We start from the raw sequence: 19,343 nt of genomic DNA, 5'->3' as shown, positions 1-19,343 counted from the left end.
ATAACAATATCCCTGGATCGGTTTTTGTAAGGTATTCTATACGTGTATAGGTTTGTCGATCACTGCAAAGGCTGCTTCCATAAGTGCTTCAGCAAAGGTAGGATGAGGGTGTATGGTCTTTGCTATGTCATAAACGGTACCCTCAAGCTGCATAACAGCTGCTGCTTTGGAAATCATATCTGATGCTGTGGCTGCTGCCATGTGGACTCCGATGACCTCACCGTATTTGTTGTCGGAGATTATCTTGACAAAGCCGTTAGTCTCACCCTCTGCAATAGCCATCCCGTTTGCCATAAGCGGGAACTTTCCTACACTGTAGTCCAGACCCTTATCCTTGGCTTCCTCTTCGGTTATACCAACACTGGCAAGCTCAGGGAAGGAGTAGACAACTCTTGGTATTATATTGTAGTTCATCCTGCTTTCCACACCCATTATCGTTTCGGCAGCAACTATACCCTCTGCAGATGCAACATGAGCAAGTGGAAGAGTACCATTTACATCTCCGACTGCATATATATTGTCAATACTTGTTCTAAGCTTAGGATCTGTTTTTATAAAGCCTCTTTCATTCATCTTTAGATCCAGTGCTTCCAATCCTTTTAGATTGGGTTGGATACCCATGAATACAATAAGCTTGTCACCTACTATCGTCTCTTCCCTGTCCTTCCTGTTTACAGTGACCTTAGGACCTTCAACTCTGCTGATATCACTTTCACCAAGTATTTTAACGCCGTCTTTTTTAAGCTGTCTTTCCAACAGCTGTGAAAGCTCATGGTCAGCTCCCGGAAGAATCGACTTATTCTTGTGGATCAAAGTCACCTTGGTTCCAATTGCATTGAATATCGTAGCAAATTCAACAGCGTATACGTTTCCGCCAAGAATCGTTACCGCCTCAGGCATCTCCTGCAGGCTTAAGATACCTCTGCTGTCCAGTGCATGACCATCCTCCATTGATTTTGAGAGGCCAGGAATTTCCGGGACATTGCTCAATGCGCCTGTTGCGATTATCAAGTTTTCAAAGCTTATTTTTTCACCGTTTATCTCCATCGAGTGGTTATCAAGGACCATTCCTTCACCATTAATAAAGGTGATCTTATTTTTTTTAACCAGAAGCTCTATTCCTGAAACCAGCTTATCTACTACCTTGCTTTTTCTTTCCATCAGGAGCTTCCAGTCGACCCTGGCATTGGAAAGATCGACTCCTGAAATTCCGAAATCATTGCTCCTTAGCAGATCTCTGTAATGCCTTGCAGATATGAGGAGAGTCTTTGTAGGTATACAACCCCAGTTAAGGCACAAACCACCTAATCTTTCTCTTTCCACCAGCAATACCTTTGCTCCCATCTGTGCAGCCTTAATTGCAGAGACATACCCTCCAGGACCGCCGCCTAATATGGCAATATCATATTTTTCCATTAAAATCAGCCCCAATCTATGACTTAAGGAGCAGCAGCTCCGGCTCAGATAAAAGCTCCTTGACTATATTCAGGAACCTCGCTCCGCTAGCTCCATCGATTATTCTGTGATCGTAGGAAAGTGACAAAGGCAGCACATGTGCGACAACTATCTCATCATCCCTCACGATAGGCTTTTTAGTTACTCTTCCTAAACCAAGCACTCCGGACTCAGGGTAGTTGATGATCGGTATGCCAAAGTAACCTCCAATAGAGCCGTAGTTAGTTATTGTAAAGGTACTGCCCTTAAGCTCAGCCAGCTCGATCGTATTGTTCTTTGCCCTTGTGCTGACATCCTCAACAGCCTTGGCCAACTGAACGATAGAAAGTCTGTCAGCCTCCCTTATAACAGGGACCATAAGACCTCTATCAGTATCTGCAGCGATTCCAATGTCATAGTATTTTTTAAGGATCAGCTCATCCTTTTCCATGTCAAGGCTTGCATTGAATTCAGGAAGCTCCTTTAGTGCTGCGATCGCAGCCTTAATAATGAAAGGCATATAAGTCAGGTTTACACCCTCGTCCTTCAGGGAGTCCTTATACCTCTTTCTAAGATCATACAGCTTTGAAATATCCACCTCATCCATTGCAGTGGTATGAGGTATTGTAAACCTCGATTGAGTCATCTTTTCAGATATTGTTTTCCTGATCCTTGTCAACGGTATTCTTTCGACCCTTTCACCTGGGGCAGACTGTACAGCCTTTGATATTATATTTTCCTCAGGCTTTGTCTTCGCTTCAGGCACTCTGTCAGATTCTTTTTGGGAGGCGTTGTAGATATCCTCCTTCATGACTCTGCCGTTAGGTCCGGTTCCCTTTATCTTGTTGATATCAACTCGAAGATCCTTCGCCAAGGCTCTGGCAACAGGAGTAGCAAGTACTTTTTCAGTTGATGTCGCTTCAGTTTTTTTCTCAAATCCTTCGGTGCTTGACGGTATTACCTCAGATGAGGCAATTACCTCGCCTACAACTCCTGCAGTCTCTTCCTCAACTACCTCGGGTGCCCCATTGGAAACTGCTTCCTCACCGGCAGCATCAGTATCTATAGTTACAAATACCTGCCCCACATTTATCGTATCACCCTTTTTTGCCAGCAGCTGGAGCACAGTGCCTGTCCTTGGAGAGGGTATTTCAGTGGTAACCTTGTCAGTTTCGACTTCAGCTACAGAATCGCCCTCTTTTATTTTAGAGCCCTCCTCCACAAGCCATTTAGTTATTACACCCTCGTGTATTCCTTCTCCTATATCTGGGAATTTAAATTCGAATTTCATATCCTGCACCTCCTAATACTTAACGATTTCTTCTATGGTCTTTGCGATTCTCTCAGGTGTAGGTATATAGTGATGCTCGCCTCTTGGAAGTGGGAAGGTCGTATCAAAACCTGTCAGTCTTGTAGGCGGAGCCTCAAGATGGAGAAATGCCTTCTCGTTGACTACAGATATTATCTCAGCACCTACACCTAAGGTTTTAGGCGCCTCGTGCACTACCAGTATCCTTCCGGTCTTTTTAACTGATTCCACGAAGCTCTCCCTGTCCATTGGCGCAATAGTTCTTAAATCTATGATCTCTGCTGATATATCCTTTTTTTCAACTATATCCACGGCTTTCTGCACATCCCTTACCATCGCTCCCCAAGCCACTATAGTTATGTCAGTACCCTCTTTAACGACCTTGGCCTTGCCAATGGGGATCTCATATGCTTCCTCGGGTATATCCTGCTTGAAAGCTCTGTATATTCTCTTGGGCTCCCAGAAAAGCACCGGATCAGGATCCCTTATTGCTGCTATCAGGAGACCCTTGGCATCGTAGGGTGTTGAAGGGATTACTACCTTAAGTCCCGGGATTTGAGCATATAAAGCTTCAGTACTTTCTGAATGGTGCTCCAATGCTCTTATTCCTCCGCCATAAGGAGCTCTTATGACCATAGGCAGGTGGTATTTACCTCTTGATCTGTTTCTCATTCTTGCAACGTGGCTTATGATCTGGTTGAAGGCGGGGTATGAGAAGCCTGAAAACTGCATTTCCACAACAGGCTTAAGACCATTTATTGCCATACCCACTGCAGTGCCTACTATTGCCGACTCCGCAAGGGGAGTGTCGAATACTCTTTCTTTGCCATAGGTTTTCTGGAGATCCACAGTCGCTCTGAAAACTCCTCCCTCAACGCCGACGTCCTCGCCGTATACTACTACTCTGTCATCCAGAGCCATTTCATTCATCAAAGCCTGGTTTACTGCCTGAACTATACTAAGTGTATTAGCCATCCTTATTTACCTCCCTTAAGATATGCCCTGTATTCATCAAGCTGCTCCTGAAGCTGTAATGGCATCTTTTCGAAGTGGTATTTGAATATATCCTCCAATTCATAGCTTGAGTTCTTTTCAATATCCTCGAAGGTTGCCATGACCTCCTCCTCAAGCCTCGACAAAGTATTCTTCTCCCAGTCCTCATCGATTATTGCATTATCCTTAAGATAATTGCCGAATCTCTTTACAGGATCCTTGAGACGCCACTCTTCAACCTCTTTGTCGTCCCTGTACTTTGTAGGGTCGTCGGAGGTCGTGTGGGCAGCAAGTCTGTAGGTATAGGCCTCTATAAGGGTTGGACCCTCTCCATTTCTGGCTCTTTCAACAGCAGCTTTTGTGGCATTGTACATTGCAAATATATCGTTTCCATCCACAAAAATACCTGGCATACCATAGGAAACAGCCTTCTGAGCCAGATTTCCACTCATGGTTTGGATAACTCTTCTTGTCGATATTGCGTACTGGTTGTTTTGTATGACGAAAACCACCGGAGCCTTAAACACTGCAGCAAAGTTCAAAGCCTCATGGAAATCTCCATGGGATGTGCCTCCGTCTCCCACATAGGTAAGCACAACATCTTTTTCACCCTTGATGTTAATAGACATCCCTATACCTGTTGCATGCTGAAGCTGGGAAGCTATTGGTACTGACACCGGAAGCACCCTTACATCCTCAGGAGTATGACTTCCCCATTCATCGCCATACCAGTAGGTATAAATATTTTTGAGACTGACTCCTCTTGTGAGCCATGCACCCAGTTCCCTGAAGGCAGGGACAAGCCAGTCCTTTTTTTCAAGAGCAAAAGAACTGCCAACCTGAGCGGCCTCCTGGCCAATATTTGGAGCGTAGGTGAGCATCCGGCCTTGCCTTTGATAGGACAACGCTTTCTCGTCGATCGTCCTCGAGTATAGCATGGTCTGGTACATTGATTTTAGCTGATCAGCTGACAATTCAGGAATGTCGTCCTTTAGAACTACCTTGCCGTCAGGATCAAGTACCTGGTAAATCTTATTATCTAACGGATTATGTTCTTCGAATTTCACGAAGCATACCTCCTTATATATTAATTGATAATTATTATCATCTTAGTTATATATTACCAAAAACGTATATAATAAACATAATTTCAAAAATTTACCCGCTTTGACCAGAAAACACTGTTCTATTTAATAAATGAGGAAATTGCATAATTGAAAATTTTAAGCTAAAACTGACAAACCATAACTATATATAGTGTTTTTATTGTTTGCGCCATACTATATGTAGATAGCAAGTAATGAGTAATATAAATATGCAATTTCCTCAAATATTTGATTAGAAGTCATATTGTATAGGGTATGGACTTACGAGGGAGGTGAACACTTGCAGGTATTAAAAAATAAACTAAAAGAAGTTATCATGGCAGTATTGCCAATAGTAGGTATAGTTTTGTTGCTGAATTTCACAATAACACAACTTGTCGGAAAGCAGCTGGGTTCATTTTTAACCGGAGCTTTACTTGTTATTGTAGGACTCACATTGTTTTTATTCGGAGTGGATCTTGGAGTAAGCCCCATAGGAAGGTATATAGGTGGTGCAATAGTAAAGCGGAATAGCCTCCTGGTACTGACGATATACGGGCTTATCCTTGGATTTTTGATCTCCATTGCAGAGCCTGATCTCCATATTCTGGCAGGCCAGGTGGATTTAGCTACAGGTGGAATGCTTCCAAAGCTGCAATTGGTTGTTATGGTCTCCATAGGGATCGCAGTTATGCTGACTCTTGGGTTCATTAGGATAGTATATAATATATCTCTTAAGCTTATATTCTTCATATTATATGGGCTGGTCCTGGTTGGAGGGCTACTCGCTCCTCAGGAACTGTTAGCAATATCTTTCGACTCATCTGGTGCGACTACCGGAGCCATGACGGTGCCATTCATATTAGCCCTTGCACTGGGAATATCAGCCCTTAGGAAGGATAGCAGATCCTCTGAAGCTGACAGCTTTGGTCTCGTCGGTATATCTTCGGTCGGAGCTATATTGGCCGTAATGGTGATGAGTATCTTTTCAAGCGGAGGTATAGCAGAAGCATCTGATGAGTTAGTCAGCCACGGTAGTTCGGATACTATTTTAGAGAGACTCCTGACGATCTCAGGTGAGGTTATCTTGGAAGCCAAATCATGGTGTAGCCTATATGACCCAGTTGTGCAAGGTTTCGGGAGCAGCTTCACTGGATTGTATCGCAGAGGATGAAGATGGAGAGGGTGAGTATATGTACCAGGTGATAAATGCTATAGTTGACAAGGGAAGAGCGGAAGACGTTGTAGACGCGGCAACTGCTGCCGGTGCAAAGGGCGGAACCATAATAAATGCAAGAGGCGCCGGAATCCACGAAACCAGAAGAGTTTTCGCCATTGATATTGAACCTGAAAAGGAAATCGTAATGATAATCGCAAAGAACGAATTAGTAAATGGGATTATCCAGGCTATAAATGAAAGACTGGAGATGGATAAACCAGGCAACGGAATAATCTTTGTTCAGAAGGCTATTAAGACATACGGACTATATGAGTAAATTATCGGACTGTGTAGAGTAACTACACAGTCCTTGCTAATCCGGGGATTTTAGAGAGACACTGCAATCTTCGCAGCTAACCTGGCATTGTTATATACCAGCTGTATGTTTGATTCAAGGGATTCTCCACCGGTAATTTCCTTGATTTTTGCAAGAAGGAATGGGGTAGTATCCTTTCCCTTTATTCCCAATGCTTCTGCTTCCTTGACAGCATCCTCAATTACTCTTGCGATAAGGTCAGCATCCATTGAGTACTCCTCCGGGATCGGATTTGCGATCAACGCTCCACCCTTGAGACCCAGATCCCACTTAGTCCTAAGGATGTCCGCTATCTCTTCAGGGGTATCAGCCTTATAATCCACGGCAAAGCCGCTTTTTCTTGTATAGAACGCTGGTAGCTCCTCTGTCTGATAACCCAATACCGGTACTCCCTTTGTCTCTAGGTACTCAAGAGTGAGTCCCAGATCAAGTATGGACTTGGCACCTGCACATACAACTGCCACTTCAGTCATAGCAAGCTCTTCGAGGTCAGCCGATATATCCATTGTTTTCTCGGCTCCCCTGTGTACTCCGCCTACACCTCCTGTGGCAAAAACCCTTATGCCTGCCATAGAAGCGATTATCATTGTGGAGGCAACAGTAGTGGCTCCATCTCTTTTGTGGGCTACAAGGTAAGGAATATCTCTTCTTGAGACCTTGGCGATATTTTTAGCTCTTCCCATGTAGTCAATTTCTTCAGATGTAAGTCCAGCCTTAAGTCTTCCTCCTATTATCCCAATAGTAGCCGGGACAGCCCCATGCTCCCTTATTATTTCCTCGACCTTCAATGCAGTTTCGACATTTTGGGGGTAAGGCATCCCATGAGAAATGATCGTCGATTCCAGGGCGACGATCGGCTTTTTATCTTCAATTGCCTTTCTTACTTCTTCACTTAGATCAAGATATCTGTTCACTTTATTTCCTCCAATCTTCTTGAAATTATGGCGATTTTATCTATACTCATTTCCTTGTTTATGGTATCCTCAGAGCTCATAGCTACTATTGCTGCGCCCATTGCATATCTTATTGAGTCCTTCAGTGGAAACCCGTTTAATTCTCCGTAAATAAGCCCGGCCTGGAATGCATCGCCGGCTCCGGTGGCATTCAGAGGAACGAACTCAGTGGAGCGGTACCCACCATGCTCCCCATCCTTTGCACTATAGAAAACCCCATCCTTGCCCAGGGTTATACAAACATTTAAAACCCCTCTGTCATGGAAGATGTTTGCTGCTTTTAATAGATCATCCCTGCTGTGGATCCTAATCCCGGTTAATGTCTCAGCTTCTATCTTATTTGGTTTTATGGTATGAAAGCTTCCAATAATAGATGCTGCAGACTCAGCCTTGGCTGTGGAGACCGTATCAAGAAAAAGTTTTTTGTGGCGAAACTCATTTGTTGCTTTTTCAAGTACATCCTTTTTTAGGTTTGCGTCAAGGACGATTATTTCGCTTTTCTCGATCGAGGCTTTATTGTTGCTGATATACTCCCAGTCAAGCTCCACCATGATCTCCATCGCATTGATTGCAAGATCCATATCCTTGTTTTCATCAAGTATAGCCAGATAAATACCTGTGGGGCTGGAAACTCTTTTTACAAAGTCCACATCAATGCCGGATTTTTTTGCCTCCGTAAGCAGGTAATCCCCAAAGCTGTCATTTCCTACGATAGAGAAAAGCCTTGTTGGGATGCCCAGCAATGCAGTATTTTCTGCAATATTCCTTCCAACACCTCCTGGCGACAGCTTTACACTTCCAATATTCGAATCTCCTCTAATAAGTATTTTCGAGGGCGAGCCAACAATATCAAGGTTGGCCCCCCCTATTACTGCAACTGCACCCAACGAAGCATTCAAATCGATCAACCCCTCCCATTCGTAGCTATAGAGCTATTTTACCCATGTTATGCCCATTTTCAACAAGCGCTGGAAGTTATGATCACAGGGCTATAATCTTCACAGATCCAGTAAATCTGGTATAATGTAAACACACCTGAAATGGAGGGGAAGACTATGCTCCTGAAAGAGAAGCTTTTCAATGTCGAAGGCTCCTATGGAGGTCAGCAAAGCTGGCTTAAAGCATTTAAGATCAAAAATCAGTTTTGGGCTGACAGATCATGTGGAGTAACAGCAGCTGCAAATCTTATTATGTACCTCTCAAGGACGAGAAAAGAGCTGTCAGCATTGTACCAGGGAACTACAAGAGGGGATTTTGTAGGGCTGATGAAGGAGTTATACCCTTTCATAAAGCCCAGAGTTTATGGGATACCCACCCTCACCAAGATGAGGCGGGGGATTCAGAGATATGCGTACGCAAGAGGTATCAGATTGGGCTTCTATATGGAAAGCTGGATTTGGGATGTAGACGAAGGAAGCGACTTCATTATCAGGATGCTCGAATTGGACAGACCAGTCCTGTTATTAACCTGGAACTCTTCAAACAGGGAATTCAGAAACCATTGGATAACAGTTACCGGCATTATCAGGAAAAAGGAAGGCTTCGATCTCATTGCATCCAACTGGGGTAGACGAAGGATCTACTCATATGAGGAATGGATTAGGGACAAAGCTCTCTTAAGAGGGGCAATAGCCTTCGAATTTGACAAGCCAAAGTCGAAATAATAACATGAACTTTAATGAAAGGATTGATTTAAATGAAGCTTAAGCCGTTTAAGGTGGAGCAGTGGATGAATGAGTATGAGATGGATGCGATTAATAACATAGCTGAGACCTGTGTTGATTCGATATCCTTAAAGGAGCTTCTCCAGCTTACAGGAACTCCTGAGGCAGATTTTTTCAAGGAACTCTCAGAGAAGAAGCTCACCTATGGGTATATAACCGGTAATCCTGATCTAAAAAACGCAATAAGCAGCTTATACAAGAACCTTACCTCTGATGATATACTTACTACAAATGGAGGGATAGGCGCAAACAACCTTATCCTTCAGGCCATAGTCGATAGGGGTGACAAGGTGGTATCCATAATACCGACCTATCAGCAGTTATATTCCATACCGGAGTCGATTGGAGCTGATGTCACTGTAGTTTACCTGGAAAAGGAAAAAAATTATCTCCCCGATATGGAGCTCTTAAAGAGGGTTGTAGACGACAATACAAAGCTTATAGCTCTAAATAATCCAAACAATCCTACAGGTGCTATCATCCCGGAGGAGCTGATGAAGGAGATAGTGGAGCTTGCGAGAAAACACGATACCTATGTTCTCTGTGACGAGGTTTACAGAGGCCTTAATCAGGATGGAAGCTACCAAAGCTCCATAGCAGACCTTTATGAGAAGGGGGTAGGCACATCAAGCATGTCAAAGGTATTCTCACTTGCAGGCCTCAGGCTTGGCTGGATAGCTACCAAGAATATCGAGCTTATGAAGAAGCTGGAATCTCACAGAGATTATAGCATTATAAGCTGCGGGATGCTGGATGAAATAATTGCAGCCCATGCCCTTGGGAACAAGGATAAGCTTCTGGAGAGAAACCTGGGGATAATAAAGGAGAATCTCGAAATACTGGATAATTGGATAAAAGAGCATCCAAGATTTTCCTTCGTGAAGCCGAAGGCAGGCACGACCGCTCTTGTCTACTACGATTTTGATATAAACTCCTATGATTTTTGTATCGGACTTATGGAGCATTCAAAGACCCTTGTAACTCCGGGAGATTGCTTTGAATATGAGAAAAGCTTCAGAATAGGCTATGCTGCTTCGAGGGAGGTCCTAATAAAAGGCCTTGAGATGCTGGCAGACTATGGGAATAAGCTTTAAGAAGTAAAAAAAGAAGCTGTCAGGAAATATTCCTGACAGCTTCAAGTCTTTATCTTTCGTAAACGAATTTACCATTTACCATTGTCTTTTCTACCTTGACATTCTTTATATCCATTGGATCGATGGAGAAGATATCCCTGTCAAGAACGATAAGGTCAGCAACAAATCCTGGTAACAGCTTCCCTTTGACATCCTCCTTGAATTCATTGAAAGCACTTCCTGCAGTATACGCGTCGATCGCATCCTCAAGATCCATAGCCTCCTCAGGATAATAGCCCCCATCTGGATGACCGTCAAGTCCTTTTCTGTTGACTGCACAGTAGATGTTTTGGAATGGATTGCAGTCCTCGACCGGTGAATCTGTTCCAAGGCTAACCGGTGCTCCCATCTTATAAAGAGTATTGAATGCATAGGATGTCTTTGCAAGCTCCGAACCAACTCTGTCCTCAATTATCCTGTTGTCATAATCAAGGAATATTGGCTGATACATTACCGGAATCTGAAGTCTGGTCTGTCTTTCAAGCTGCACCATGCTCGTAATCTGGTTGTGGACTATTCCATGACGCAGAGGATTTTTACCGTCAGGCATTGTGTTCTCATAAGCTTTCATGACGCTTTCAACTGCAGCATCCCCTATGGCATGAGTGACTACTGTTATGTCGTTCTCAACAGCAAGATCAACCAATGCCTGAAGCTGATCATCACTTAGCGCCTCAACTCCAAAGGTCCCGGGAGCATCTGCATATTCCTTCTTCATATAAGCTGTTCTGGCACCAAGAGAACCATCCTTGAATAGCTTTAGGGCACCCTTCGAGAAGAACATCTCATCGTATTTGCCTGTTATATGCTCCGATTTCAAATACTCCTTAAAGTCCTCGATATCCTGGAAATTATACTGATGCCTGTATCTGAACTTAAGTTTTCCCTCATTGTAGAGGTCGTGAAGAAGCTTGAATACCTCTTTGAAATCCTTTCCCAGTACGTCGCAGGATTGAACTGAGGTCAAACCCTGACTGACTGAATAATCCATCGACATAAGGAATTCCTTTTCCCTGGTGGCCATATCCTTCTCTGGGATAGCTTTTCTAATCAGCTGAACTGCATTTTCATTGAATATACCATTAGGCTTGCCGTCTTCGCCGATTTCTATTTCTCCACCATCTACTTTTGTATTCTCGTCAACCCCCAATATTTCAAGAGCCTTGGTATTTCCAACTCCGACATGACCGCAAGTCCTCTCAAATACTATAGGGATCTCTGTGGATATCTGGTCGAGATCGAATCTGTTTATCATCCTTTTTTCACCTGTTGCGAAATAGTCCTGATTCCAACCCCTACCCGGCATTGCTTTCATATCAGGATCTTTAGCCAGAAACTCTCGACCAAGTCTTATTATATCGTCTATGGATTTTGCAGGTATAAGATCACAGGAGTTCATGGCTGCACCCTTCATAGTAATATGAAGATGGCTGTCATTTAGACCCGGAAGTATGGTTCTTCTTTCCATATCGAGGACCGTATCCGCGGATTCACCTGCCAGTTCAGCATTACTGCCGGCTTTTTTTATCAAGCCGTCTTCTATCAGCAGAGCTTCTACAAAATGTCCTTTTTCTGCAAAAATCTTTGCATTTTTGATTAAAGTCTTCAATCAATCATCTCCCAATATTATTTTCCCATCTTAGCGCATATACCCCACTCAGTACAATTGAAGCTATTATTGTGAATATTAGCTTCAATTAGCAAGATGCTTTATTACAATAATAAAGCTATATTGTCAATTAATCAACAATGATTTAATTTTTGTTATTTAAAACATGGGTATAAACGGCTTAATATTTATTTCGAGGAGGCTAAAATGTTTAAAATAGGCTGTCATTTATCGGTATCAAAAGGCTTTGAAGCAATGGGTATTGAGGCTTTGTCAATAGGAGCGAATTATTTCCAGTTTTTCACGAGGAATCCCAGAGGAAGCAAGGCTAAGGAGATGGATCCGGAGGATGTCCTGCGGCTTAGTAAGCTAATGGAGGAGAACAATATAAGCGGGGCTCTTGCACACGCACCATACACTCTCAATCCTGCTTCCAAGGATGAAAAAGTCAGGCAGTTTGCAGAGGAGGTAATGAGGGATGATCTTCAACGACTTGAGCTTATGCCTGGGACTTTTTATAATCTTCACCCCGGAAGCCATGTTGGACAGGGAGTCGATGAGGGAATAAGGCTTGTGATCGGACTGCTTGATAAGGTCATGTGGAAGGATCAGAAAACAATAGTTTTATTGGAGGCAATGGCAGGCAAGGGGACTGAGCTTGGAAGGAGCTTCGAAGAGCTAAAAAGGATACTTGACGGTGTCGAGCAAAAGGATAGGATAGGAATTTGCATAGACAGCTGTCATATAAGCGATGCAGGCTATGATATAGTAAACGACCTTGATGGAGTATTGGAGGAGTTCGATAGGATAATAGGCCTTAAGTGGCTAAGGGCTGTTCATATAAATGACAGTATAAACGAAATAGGAAGCGGCAAGGACAGACATGCAAAAATAGGGGAGGGAACCCTGGGACTTGATACATTCGAGAGGCTCATAAACCACCCCAGTCTTCGAGACCTTCCCTTTGTCCTGGAGACACCCAATGATACAGAGGGTTATAAAAAGGAGATAGAGCTTTTAAAATCGCTATATAAGTAAAGACTGCCGGCGGCAGTCTTTCAATCTATATTGATTTGGCTGTATACCTTATTAAGAGGCTCTGCGGACCTTATTATTGAGCTTCCCAGACATACCTCTCCGTCATATAGTACAGCAGCCTGGCCAGGCGTAACAGCCTTCACAGGTTGGTCAAATCTTATATTAAGAGCACCGTCTTCAATCTCTGAAACCGTTACGGGTATATCAGCCTGACGGTATCTGAACTTTGCGGTACATTTCATCGGAAGCTCCGGAGCCTTCCCGGATATCCAAACAGGATCCTCACCCTGAAGGGAAATTGAGAACAAAGCAGGGTGGTTTTCGCCTTGGGCAACAAAGAGCTGATTGTTTTTGAGGCTTTTTCCTACCACAAACCAAGGCTCACCAGTACCCACTCCGCCTATGCCTATGCCTTTCCTTTGGCCAAGAGTGTAGTGAATGAGTCCAGAGTGTCTTCCTATCCTTCCGCCATCCACATCTATAATATCGCCCTCTTCAGACAAAAGGTACTTGTCAAGAAACTCGTCAAAATCTCTCTCGCCAATAAAGCATATGCCTGTTGAATCCTTCTTCTTCGCTGTATAGAGCTTATACTCCTCTGCAATCTCCCTGACTCTTTTCTTCTCAAGGTGACCGATAGGGAACAAGGTTTTAGACAAGGCCTTTTGAGTTATCCTCGATAGGAAGTAGCTTTGGTCCTTGCTCTGATCCTTGCCTCTAAGGAGCACGAACTCCCCGTTTCTATTCTCAACCTGGGCATAGTGGCCCATGGCTATGAAGTCAGCATCAAGCTTTAGGGCATAATCGAGAAAAGCATTGAACTTGATCTCCTGATTGCACATAACGTCAGGGTTTGGAGTCCTCCCCTTCTTATACTCGCTAAGGAAGTAGCTGAAGACTCTCTCCCAGTATTCCTTTTCGAAATTTATTGTATAGCATGGAAAGCCAAGCTCAGCTGCAACTCTTTTAGCATCCTCTGCGTCCTCAGCCGATGTGCAGACTCCGTTTTCATCCTTCTCATCCCAGTTCTTCATGAACAGTCCGATCAAGTCATAACCGGCTTCCTTCAACAGCACTGCTGAAACCGAAGAATCCACGCCTCCGCTCATACCCAATATTACTTTTTTCTTCATATCATCTCAACTCCATATATACATTCATTCCTTTTGCATGAAAAAGTCACTTCATTATGCTTATGAATGAAGTGACAGGTTTGGTGGAGATAAGGGGAGTCGAACCCCTGACCTTCTGAATGCCATTCAGACGCGCTCCCAACTGCGCTATACCCCCAGACATATTCATATAATAGCAAAATGTACTTTCCTTTGCAAGAGTTTTTGGATAGCAATGAGCTAAACCTTGCCATTGAAAGCTCTACGTGCTAAATTATCATTAGGAGGTGGTGACGCCTGTGAAATGGAAAAAGCTTATAGCTCCAATCATAATTACCATACTGATTTTGATCTATCTATTCTTTTGCGTATTTTATCTGTCCAGGGAACCCATGCCTCCAATATTCAGGTTTTTTGCCGTCGCAATACCGCTTTGCTTTATGGGTGTGAGCATTTATGTGCTATATGAGAGAATAAAGGAGATAAGGAGTGGAGAGGAAGATGATCTTAGTAAATACTGATTATATTACCGGAAGGGAATTTGAGATGCTGGGTCTTGTAAAAGGTGGAACAATACAGAGCAAGAATATCGGGAAAGACATAACACAAGGCTTCAAAACTCTCGTCGGCGGTGAGCTGAAGGCATACAACGAAATGATGAATGATGCAAGGGCTCTTGCCACCAAGAGGATGGTAGAAGAGGCAGAGGAGCTGGGGGCAGATGCTGTAGTAAACATAAGATACGCATCCTCTGCAATAATGCAAAGTGCGGCTGAAGTAATTGCCTACGGAACAGCTGTAAAATTCAAATAGAGGCAGGATTATTCCTGCCTCTGATTTTAATGAAAGTTGGTGTAGAACTGAATGAAGCTTCCAAAGTTAAATAAAGCAGCTTGGTTTGACTTGACTGCCTTTATAATTGTAATAATTGTTTTTTTCCTCGTTAAAAAGCCTCTGGGGAGCATGATAAATCCATTTATATATGCATTGGTAGCAGCATATCTGCTGGATCCTCTCGTGAAGCTGCTGGAAAAGAAAGGTCTTAAGAGAATTTGGGCAATACTTCTAATATTCGCAGCCATAGCCGGCATTATTGCCATAGTATTCGCAACATTTATCCCAAGACTGACAAGGGACATGTCGGTTTTCATCAGCGACATACCCAGGATATTTGAATTTCTGAAAGATTTCATCGAAGGCCTCAGAGCCGGAGAAATTCCGTTCATACCGGAACCAATCCAGGAGTTTTTAAATATAGAAAAAGAAATTGCAAATATTTCAAACTACCTTAGAACTGCAATGGGAGGGATACTCAATTCGTTGGCCAGTTCAACTGGAACCTTGCTTGATATAGTGATGACTCCACTGGTAGCCTTTTATTATCTGAAGGATAAGGATAAGCTGGCCAACGGGATCATGAGTGCTTTCCCTGCTACTCTCAGAAATGGAATATCGGAGCTCGGGAAGGATGTAGACAAGGTACTGGGAGGATTCCTGAAGGGACAAATTACAGTGGCCATATTTGTCGGTGTGCTTACCGGGATTGGCTGCAGGATCATTGGCGTTCCATACTCCCCGACAATTGGCTTTATAGCAGGTCTTACAAATATAATCCCATACTTTGGACCATGGCTTGGAGGAATACTGCCAGTGGTACTGGCTCTTTTGGAAAAACCACTGATGGCGTTGTGGGTAGTGATACTGATAATAGTTATCCAACAGATAGAATCAAGCCTGATTTCACCACAGATAATGTCTCATTCAGTTGGACTCCATCCTCTGACGGTCATATTCTCGGTTCTCTTCTTTGGCAGCATGATGGGGATACCTGGAATGATAATTGGAGTACCTTTATCCGGAATACTGAAGGCAATAGGTGCTAAAGCGATGAAATTCAGATCAAACCTCACGGAGGAAGTCAAGAAAGAGGCAAGCATATGAGCCATCATATAGTGGCTTTTAGTCCTACAGGAAATACGGATAGAGCATCTGGAGCAATAATGAGCGGCATCAGGGCAGTGGCCAGCAAAGGGATTGATTTTATATGGGTCGACATAACACTTCCCTCAGGAAGAAGGAGAGCTCTTACATTTACGAAAGAGGATATTGTGATCTTAGGGATGCCCGTTTATGCAGGAAGACTTCCAAATCTGCTATTGCCATATTTAAACACAATCGAGGGAAACGGTGCAAAATGCATATGTGTTGTTACCTATGGAAACAGGCACTATGACGATGCACTGATTGAACTATGCGATCTTGTTGAAGAGCGAGGCTTCATTACAATAGCTGCTGCCGCAGTCGTGGGACAGCACTCCTTTTCAGAGGTACTTGCAAAGGGGAGACCAGACGAGGATGATATTGCGAGACTCCATGGTTTTGGTGAGACAATAGGAAGAAGTCTTTCGGCCTCAAATCCGGAAACGAATTTAACAATTCCGGGAAATTATCCCTACAGGCCTTATTACAGACCGATAAGTGAGGATGGAGAGTATGTTGATTTTCGGAAGATCAAGCCAGAAACTCTGGAGAATTGTATAGACTGCAAACTATGTGCCAGCTCATGTCCTATGGGATCGATCGATTTTACGGACGTATCAAGAATACCTGGTCCGTGTATAAAATGCTGTGCCTGTGTAAGGGTTTGCCCGGTATCTGCCAAGGTATTTACTGACAAAAGCTTCATTTGGCATAAGGAGGAGCTGGAGGAAAGGTATAAGGAGAGAAAGGAAATAGACCTGTTTATCTGATCCCGATACGATCAGAAAAATCATATAAATACTTGTTGCTTTGCATATTGAATGTCTGTATAATAAAGGCTGTATCATATGACAGAAATATAACAATATTTAGGGGGAGAATATGCAAAACAGCAATAATCGAACGGTGGTATCCATAAAGGATACGGCAGCAAATCCAGCACCGCTGGGACTTCTTGGCTTCGGACTTACTACAGTTTTACTTAATATCAGCAATGCAGGACTTATTCCCATGAGTGCCATGATACTTGGAATGGGGATCTTCTACGGCGGTATTGCACAGATAATTGCAGGAATAATGGAGTGGAAGAAAAACAACACCTTTGCGGCAACTGCCTTTACCTCATATGGTATGTTCTGGCTGGCGTTCGTCACAATAAAGACCATGCCGGTCCTGGGCCTGGCCGCTGCACCTGATGGAAAGGCTTTGGGAGCATTTCTGTTTATGTGGGGACTTTTCACCTTTGTCATGTTTATAGGAACATTGAGGATAAGCAGGGCACTTCAGATAGTTTTCGGCTCACTTACTATCCTGTTTATGCTTCTTGCCATAGGTGACTTTACAGGAAATCATTCACTTATAAACATAGCGGGCTATGAAGGTATATTCTGCGGATTTTCAGCTATATATACCGGCCTGGCTCAGGTAATAAACGAGGTGTATGGCAAAGAGATACTCCCTATTGGAGCAATGGCAAAAAAATAAAGCATTAATAAACAGTATTTTGACGATTTAAAGGGATGTGGTAGAATTAATTCGATCACATCCCTAAATCTTTTTTGGAGGCGAATAATCTTGGAAATTAATATAAGAGAATACATAGCAGAGGACTTGGAATGGAAGGCTTCTGGCAGAAAAGGCCGTACAGTTTGCAAGGAATGCTGGCTATGAGGAAATAATCCTATGGACCGTCAGCATATTAAACGAAGCCAGGGGCTTATATAGAAGTCTGGGATTCTCCATGGAAGAAGAAATACCCTATAACATATGGGGCAGGGATCTTACTGAGGAGAAATGGGCAATGAAGCTCTAATAGTAGACCTCTTCGAGGAAAAGACCATGAGGAGGCACTGTTATTCCTGCCTCGGATCGGATGCCTGATCTGAAGATCTCCTCGATTCTTTCCAGTGTCATCTTCCTGGTTCCAATTTCTATTAGCGTGCCTGTCAATATTCGAACCATGTTGTGAAGGAAGCCATCTCCAATAAAGCTCAGTACCAGCATATCTCCATCCATTCCGAGCTCGATTGAATCCAGTCTTCGAACTGTTGATTTTTTAGTCTTTTTAAGGGAGCTGAAGCCGATGAAATCATGGGTACCCATTAGAATAGCGGATGCTTCCTTTATTTTTCCCAGATCAAGTATTTCCTCAAAATGCCAGGAATACTTTCTTACAAAGGGCGGCTGCACCTCTCCTGTCCATAAATAGTAGGAGTACTTTTTACCCTTTACATTGTATCTTGAATGGAACCGCTCAGGGGCTTCCGAGACATCCCAAATCACGATGTCCTTTGGAAGATAGTGGTTCATGTACGACTTCATCTCCCCCAAAGTCATAGTGGATGAGGTTATAAAATTAGCAACCTGTCCTCTTGCATGAACACCTGCATCTGTTCTTCCTGAGCCGACTATCGAAATATCCTCACCTGTCATTCTGCATACTACGTCCTCGAGCTTGCCCTGGATGGTCATATCTGAGTTTCCAAGCCTCTGCCATCCCAGGTATCTGCTTCCATCATATTGAATCTTAAGTCTTAAGTTTCTCATAATCCAACACTCCTATTCAAACGTGAAACCCTCTCCCTCGACCTCGGTTATATATGAGACAGCTACAAATGCCTTTTCGTCTATGGACTTTATGAAGTTTCTTATCCTGATATATTCACTCCTGGATACGATGGTATTGATTATCCTCTTATCCTCCTTGGAATAGCCGCCCGTGGCATGATAGATGGTGGTTCCCCTGAAAACGTCAACGAGAATAAATTCATTTATCTCATCTATGTGGTCTGAAATGATTATCATATTGATTTTCACGTTAAAGCCTGCAATCATCTTATCTATAACAAAGGAGTTTATTACTATTCCAAGCAGGGCATACATTCCCAGTCTGGCTCCAAATACGAGTCCGGCAAAAAGCGTTATTAGAAAATCTGCAGCCAGAAGTGATTTTCCTATGTCCAGATGAAGGTATTTGTTTATTATTTTTGCAACAATGTCAGTTCCGCCAGTGGATGCATTCTGATTGAAAACTATTCCCATTCCCACGCCTGAAATAAGTATCCCGAAAATAAGGTTAATAAAAAGGTCGTCTGTGAAAGGATGAGTCATTGGAACCACCAGCTCAAGCAGTGCTATCATACCTGATAAAGCCAGGCTGGAGTAGACAGTAAGACCCCCAAATTCCTTGCCAAGTACAAGGAATGCAGTTATGAATAGAATTATATTTATGACAGCCAGGATAACCCCCATGGGGATCGACGGTATAAGGTAGCTCAGGACCATAGCAAGTCCAGTAGCACCTCCAACTGCCAGGTTGGATGGCATAAGGAAGAAATAGAGTCCCGCTGTCATTATAGCCAGTCCAACATTGATAATCAGAAATTTTTTGATATTAAGCTTCATGTTTTGTACCCCCTTGTCGAAGCACTAATTACC

General features: G+C 43.3%; 21 protein-coding genes and 1 tRNA gene. 11 read left to right on the top strand and 11 right to left on the bottom strand.

Annotated features, from left to right (window positions below; translation table 11 throughout):
* Positions 1 to 36 precede the first annotated feature (36 nt).
* The 4 genes from lpdA to pdhA are packed head-to-tail and all read right to left on the bottom strand — an operon-like array spanning position 37 to position 4,803.
* On the bottom strand, positions 37 to 1,416 hold the full coding sequence (lpdA, locus tag EC328_RS09830; protein ID WP_128426627.1) for a dihydrolipoyl dehydrogenase: 1,380 nt from the start codon (positions 1,414 to 1,416) through the stop codon (positions 37 to 39).
* Positions 1,417 to 1,432: 16 nt separating this feature from the next.
* A complete protein-coding gene (locus EC328_RS09825) occupies positions 1,433 to 2,725 on the bottom strand; it encodes a dihydrolipoamide acetyltransferase family protein (RefSeq protein WP_128426626.1) in 1,293 nt (430 codons plus the stop codon).
* 12 nt (positions 2,726 to 2,737) lie between these two features.
* Positions 2,738 to 3,718 carry an alpha-ketoacid dehydrogenase subunit beta gene (locus tag EC328_RS09820; RefSeq protein ID WP_128426625.1) on the bottom strand — a complete coding sequence of 327 codons (981 nt, stop codon included), beginning with the start codon at positions 3,716 to 3,718 and terminating at the stop codon, positions 2,738 to 2,740.
* A 2-nt stretch (positions 3,719 to 3,720) separates the two neighbouring features.
* Complete coding sequence (pdhA, locus tag EC328_RS09815; protein ID WP_128426624.1) at positions 3,721 to 4,803, bottom strand: pyruvate dehydrogenase (acetyl-transferring) E1 component subunit alpha; 1,083 nt, start codon at positions 4,801 to 4,803, stop codon at positions 3,721 to 3,723.
* A gap of 319 nt (positions 4,804 to 5,122) precedes the next feature.
* Between pdhA and EC328_RS09810 the strand changes: the two genes are divergently transcribed.
* Together EC328_RS09810 and EC328_RS09805 are read left to right on the top strand one after the other, a co-directional pair.
* A complete protein-coding gene (locus EC328_RS09810) occupies positions 5,123 to 5,995 on the top strand; it encodes a DUF1538 domain-containing protein (protein WP_128426623.1) in 873 nt (290 codons plus the stop codon).
* Positions 5,937 to 6,317 (top strand): P-II family nitrogen regulator, encoded by a 381-nt coding sequence (locus EC328_RS09805; RefSeq protein ID WP_128426622.1) that lies wholly within the window; start codon positions 5,937 to 5,939, stop codon positions 6,315 to 6,317. Before EC328_RS09810 ends, EC328_RS09805 begins: the two co-directional genes overlap by 59 nt.
* 50 nt (positions 6,318 to 6,367) lie before the next feature.
* Here EC328_RS09805 and EC328_RS09800 read toward each other — a convergent pair whose 3' ends face one another.
* Together EC328_RS09800 and EC328_RS09795 are read right to left on the bottom strand one after the other, a co-directional pair.
* Complete coding sequence (locus EC328_RS09800; protein ID WP_128426621.1) at positions 6,368 to 7,270, bottom strand: pseudouridine-5'-phosphate glycosidase; 903 nt, start codon at positions 7,268 to 7,270, stop codon at positions 6,368 to 6,370.
* Entirely contained in the window at positions 7,267 to 8,217 is a 951-nt protein-coding gene (locus EC328_RS09795) for a carbohydrate kinase family protein (protein ID WP_128426620.1), read from the bottom strand. The genes EC328_RS09800 and EC328_RS09795 overlap by 4 nt, the downstream gene beginning before the upstream one ends.
* A 147-nt stretch (positions 8,218 to 8,364) precedes the next feature.
* On the opposite strand from EC328_RS09795, the gene EC328_RS09790 reads away from it, so the two are divergent.
* Positions 8,365 to 8,973, top strand: coding sequence for a cysteine peptidase family C39 domain-containing protein (locus tag EC328_RS09790; protein ID WP_128426619.1), 609 nt, complete (start codon positions 8,365 to 8,367; stop codon positions 8,971 to 8,973).
* Between the two features lie 32 nt (positions 8,974 to 9,005).
* Entirely contained in the window at positions 9,006 to 10,127 is a 1,122-nt protein-coding gene (locus EC328_RS09785; protein ID WP_128426618.1) for an aminotransferase, read from the top strand.
* A 49-nt stretch (positions 10,128 to 10,176) separates the two neighbouring features.
* Here the strand turns inward: EC328_RS09785 and EC328_RS09780 are convergent, their stop codons facing one another.
* A complete protein-coding gene (locus EC328_RS09780) occupies positions 10,177 to 11,775 on the bottom strand; it encodes an amidohydrolase (RefSeq protein ID WP_128426617.1) in 1,599 nt (532 codons plus the stop codon).
* 207 nt (positions 11,776 to 11,982) lie between these two features.
* Between EC328_RS09780 and EC328_RS09775 the strand changes: the two genes are divergently transcribed.
* Entirely contained in the window at positions 11,983 to 12,813 is an 831-nt protein-coding gene (locus EC328_RS09775; RefSeq protein ID WP_128426616.1) for a deoxyribonuclease IV, read from the top strand.
* Between the two features lie 20 nt (positions 12,814 to 12,833).
* On the opposite strand, the gene mnmA is transcribed toward EC328_RS09775, so the two are convergent.
* The gene (mnmA, locus tag EC328_RS09770) at positions 12,834 to 13,946 is read right to left on the bottom strand and encodes a tRNA 2-thiouridine(34) synthase MnmA (RefSeq protein ID WP_128426615.1); all 1,113 of its coding nucleotides are present in this window, start codon (positions 13,944 to 13,946) and stop codon (positions 12,834 to 12,836) included.
* Between the two features lie 81 nt (positions 13,947 to 14,027).
* A tRNA-Ala gene (locus EC328_RS09765) sits at positions 14,028 to 14,103 on the bottom strand.
* A gap of 121 nt (positions 14,104 to 14,224) precedes the next feature.
* On the opposite strand from EC328_RS09765, the gene EC328_RS09760 reads away from it, so the two are divergent.
* The 6 genes from EC328_RS09760 (at position 14,225) to EC328_RS11930 (ending at position 17,718) form a co-directional block, all read left to right on the top strand.
* Complete coding sequence (locus tag EC328_RS09760) at positions 14,225 to 14,446, top strand: hypothetical protein (protein ID WP_128426614.1); 222 nt, start codon at positions 14,225 to 14,227, stop codon at positions 14,444 to 14,446.
* The gene (locus EC328_RS09755; RefSeq protein ID WP_240671475.1) at positions 14,415 to 14,738 is read left to right on the top strand and encodes a YbjQ family protein; all 324 of its coding nucleotides are present in this window, start codon (positions 14,415 to 14,417) and stop codon (positions 14,736 to 14,738) included. Before EC328_RS09760 ends, EC328_RS09755 begins: the two co-directional genes overlap by 32 nt.
* 51 nt (positions 14,739 to 14,789) lie before the next feature.
* Positions 14,790 to 15,866, top strand: coding sequence for an AI-2E family transporter (locus EC328_RS09750; RefSeq protein ID WP_128426612.1), 1,077 nt, complete (start codon positions 14,790 to 14,792; stop codon positions 15,864 to 15,866).
* Positions 15,863 to 16,675: a ferredoxin gene (locus EC328_RS09745; protein WP_128426611.1), complete on the top strand. Its 813-nt coding sequence runs from the start codon at positions 15,863 to 15,865 to the stop codon at positions 16,673 to 16,675. Before EC328_RS09750 ends, EC328_RS09745 begins: the two co-directional genes overlap by 4 nt.
* A 112-nt stretch (positions 16,676 to 16,787) precedes the next feature.
* The gene (locus tag EC328_RS09740; protein ID WP_128426610.1) at positions 16,788 to 17,390 is read left to right on the top strand and encodes an acetate uptake transporter; all 603 of its coding nucleotides are present in this window, start codon (positions 16,788 to 16,790) and stop codon (positions 17,388 to 17,390) included.
* 142 nt (positions 17,391 to 17,532) lie between these two features.
* Positions 17,533 to 17,718: an N-acetyltransferase gene (locus EC328_RS11930; protein WP_128427050.1), complete on the top strand. Its 186-nt coding sequence runs from the start codon at positions 17,533 to 17,535 to the stop codon at positions 17,716 to 17,718.
* Here EC328_RS11930 and truA read toward each other — a convergent pair.
* Together truA and EC328_RS09725 are read right to left on the bottom strand one after the other, a co-directional pair.
* The gene (truA, locus tag EC328_RS09730; RefSeq protein ID WP_128426609.1) at positions 17,715 to 18,452 is read right to left on the bottom strand and encodes a tRNA pseudouridine(38-40) synthase TruA; all 738 of its coding nucleotides are present in this window, start codon (positions 18,450 to 18,452) and stop codon (positions 17,715 to 17,717) included. The two genes, EC328_RS11930 and truA, sit on opposite strands and share 4 nt — an antisense overlap.
* A gap of 12 nt (positions 18,453 to 18,464) precedes the next feature.
* Positions 18,465 to 19,310: a YitT family protein gene (locus tag EC328_RS09725; RefSeq protein ID WP_128426608.1), complete on the bottom strand. Its 846-nt coding sequence runs from the start codon at positions 19,308 to 19,310 to the stop codon at positions 18,465 to 18,467.
* Between the last annotated feature and the right edge of the window lie 33 nt (positions 19,311 to 19,343).

Source organism: Gudongella oleilytica (genome assembly GCF_004101785.1).
Classification (GTDB): Bacteria; Bacillota; Clostridia; order Tissierellales; family Tissierellaceae; genus Gudongella; species Gudongella oleilytica.
This window is presented reverse-complemented; position numbering and strand designations above follow the sequence as displayed.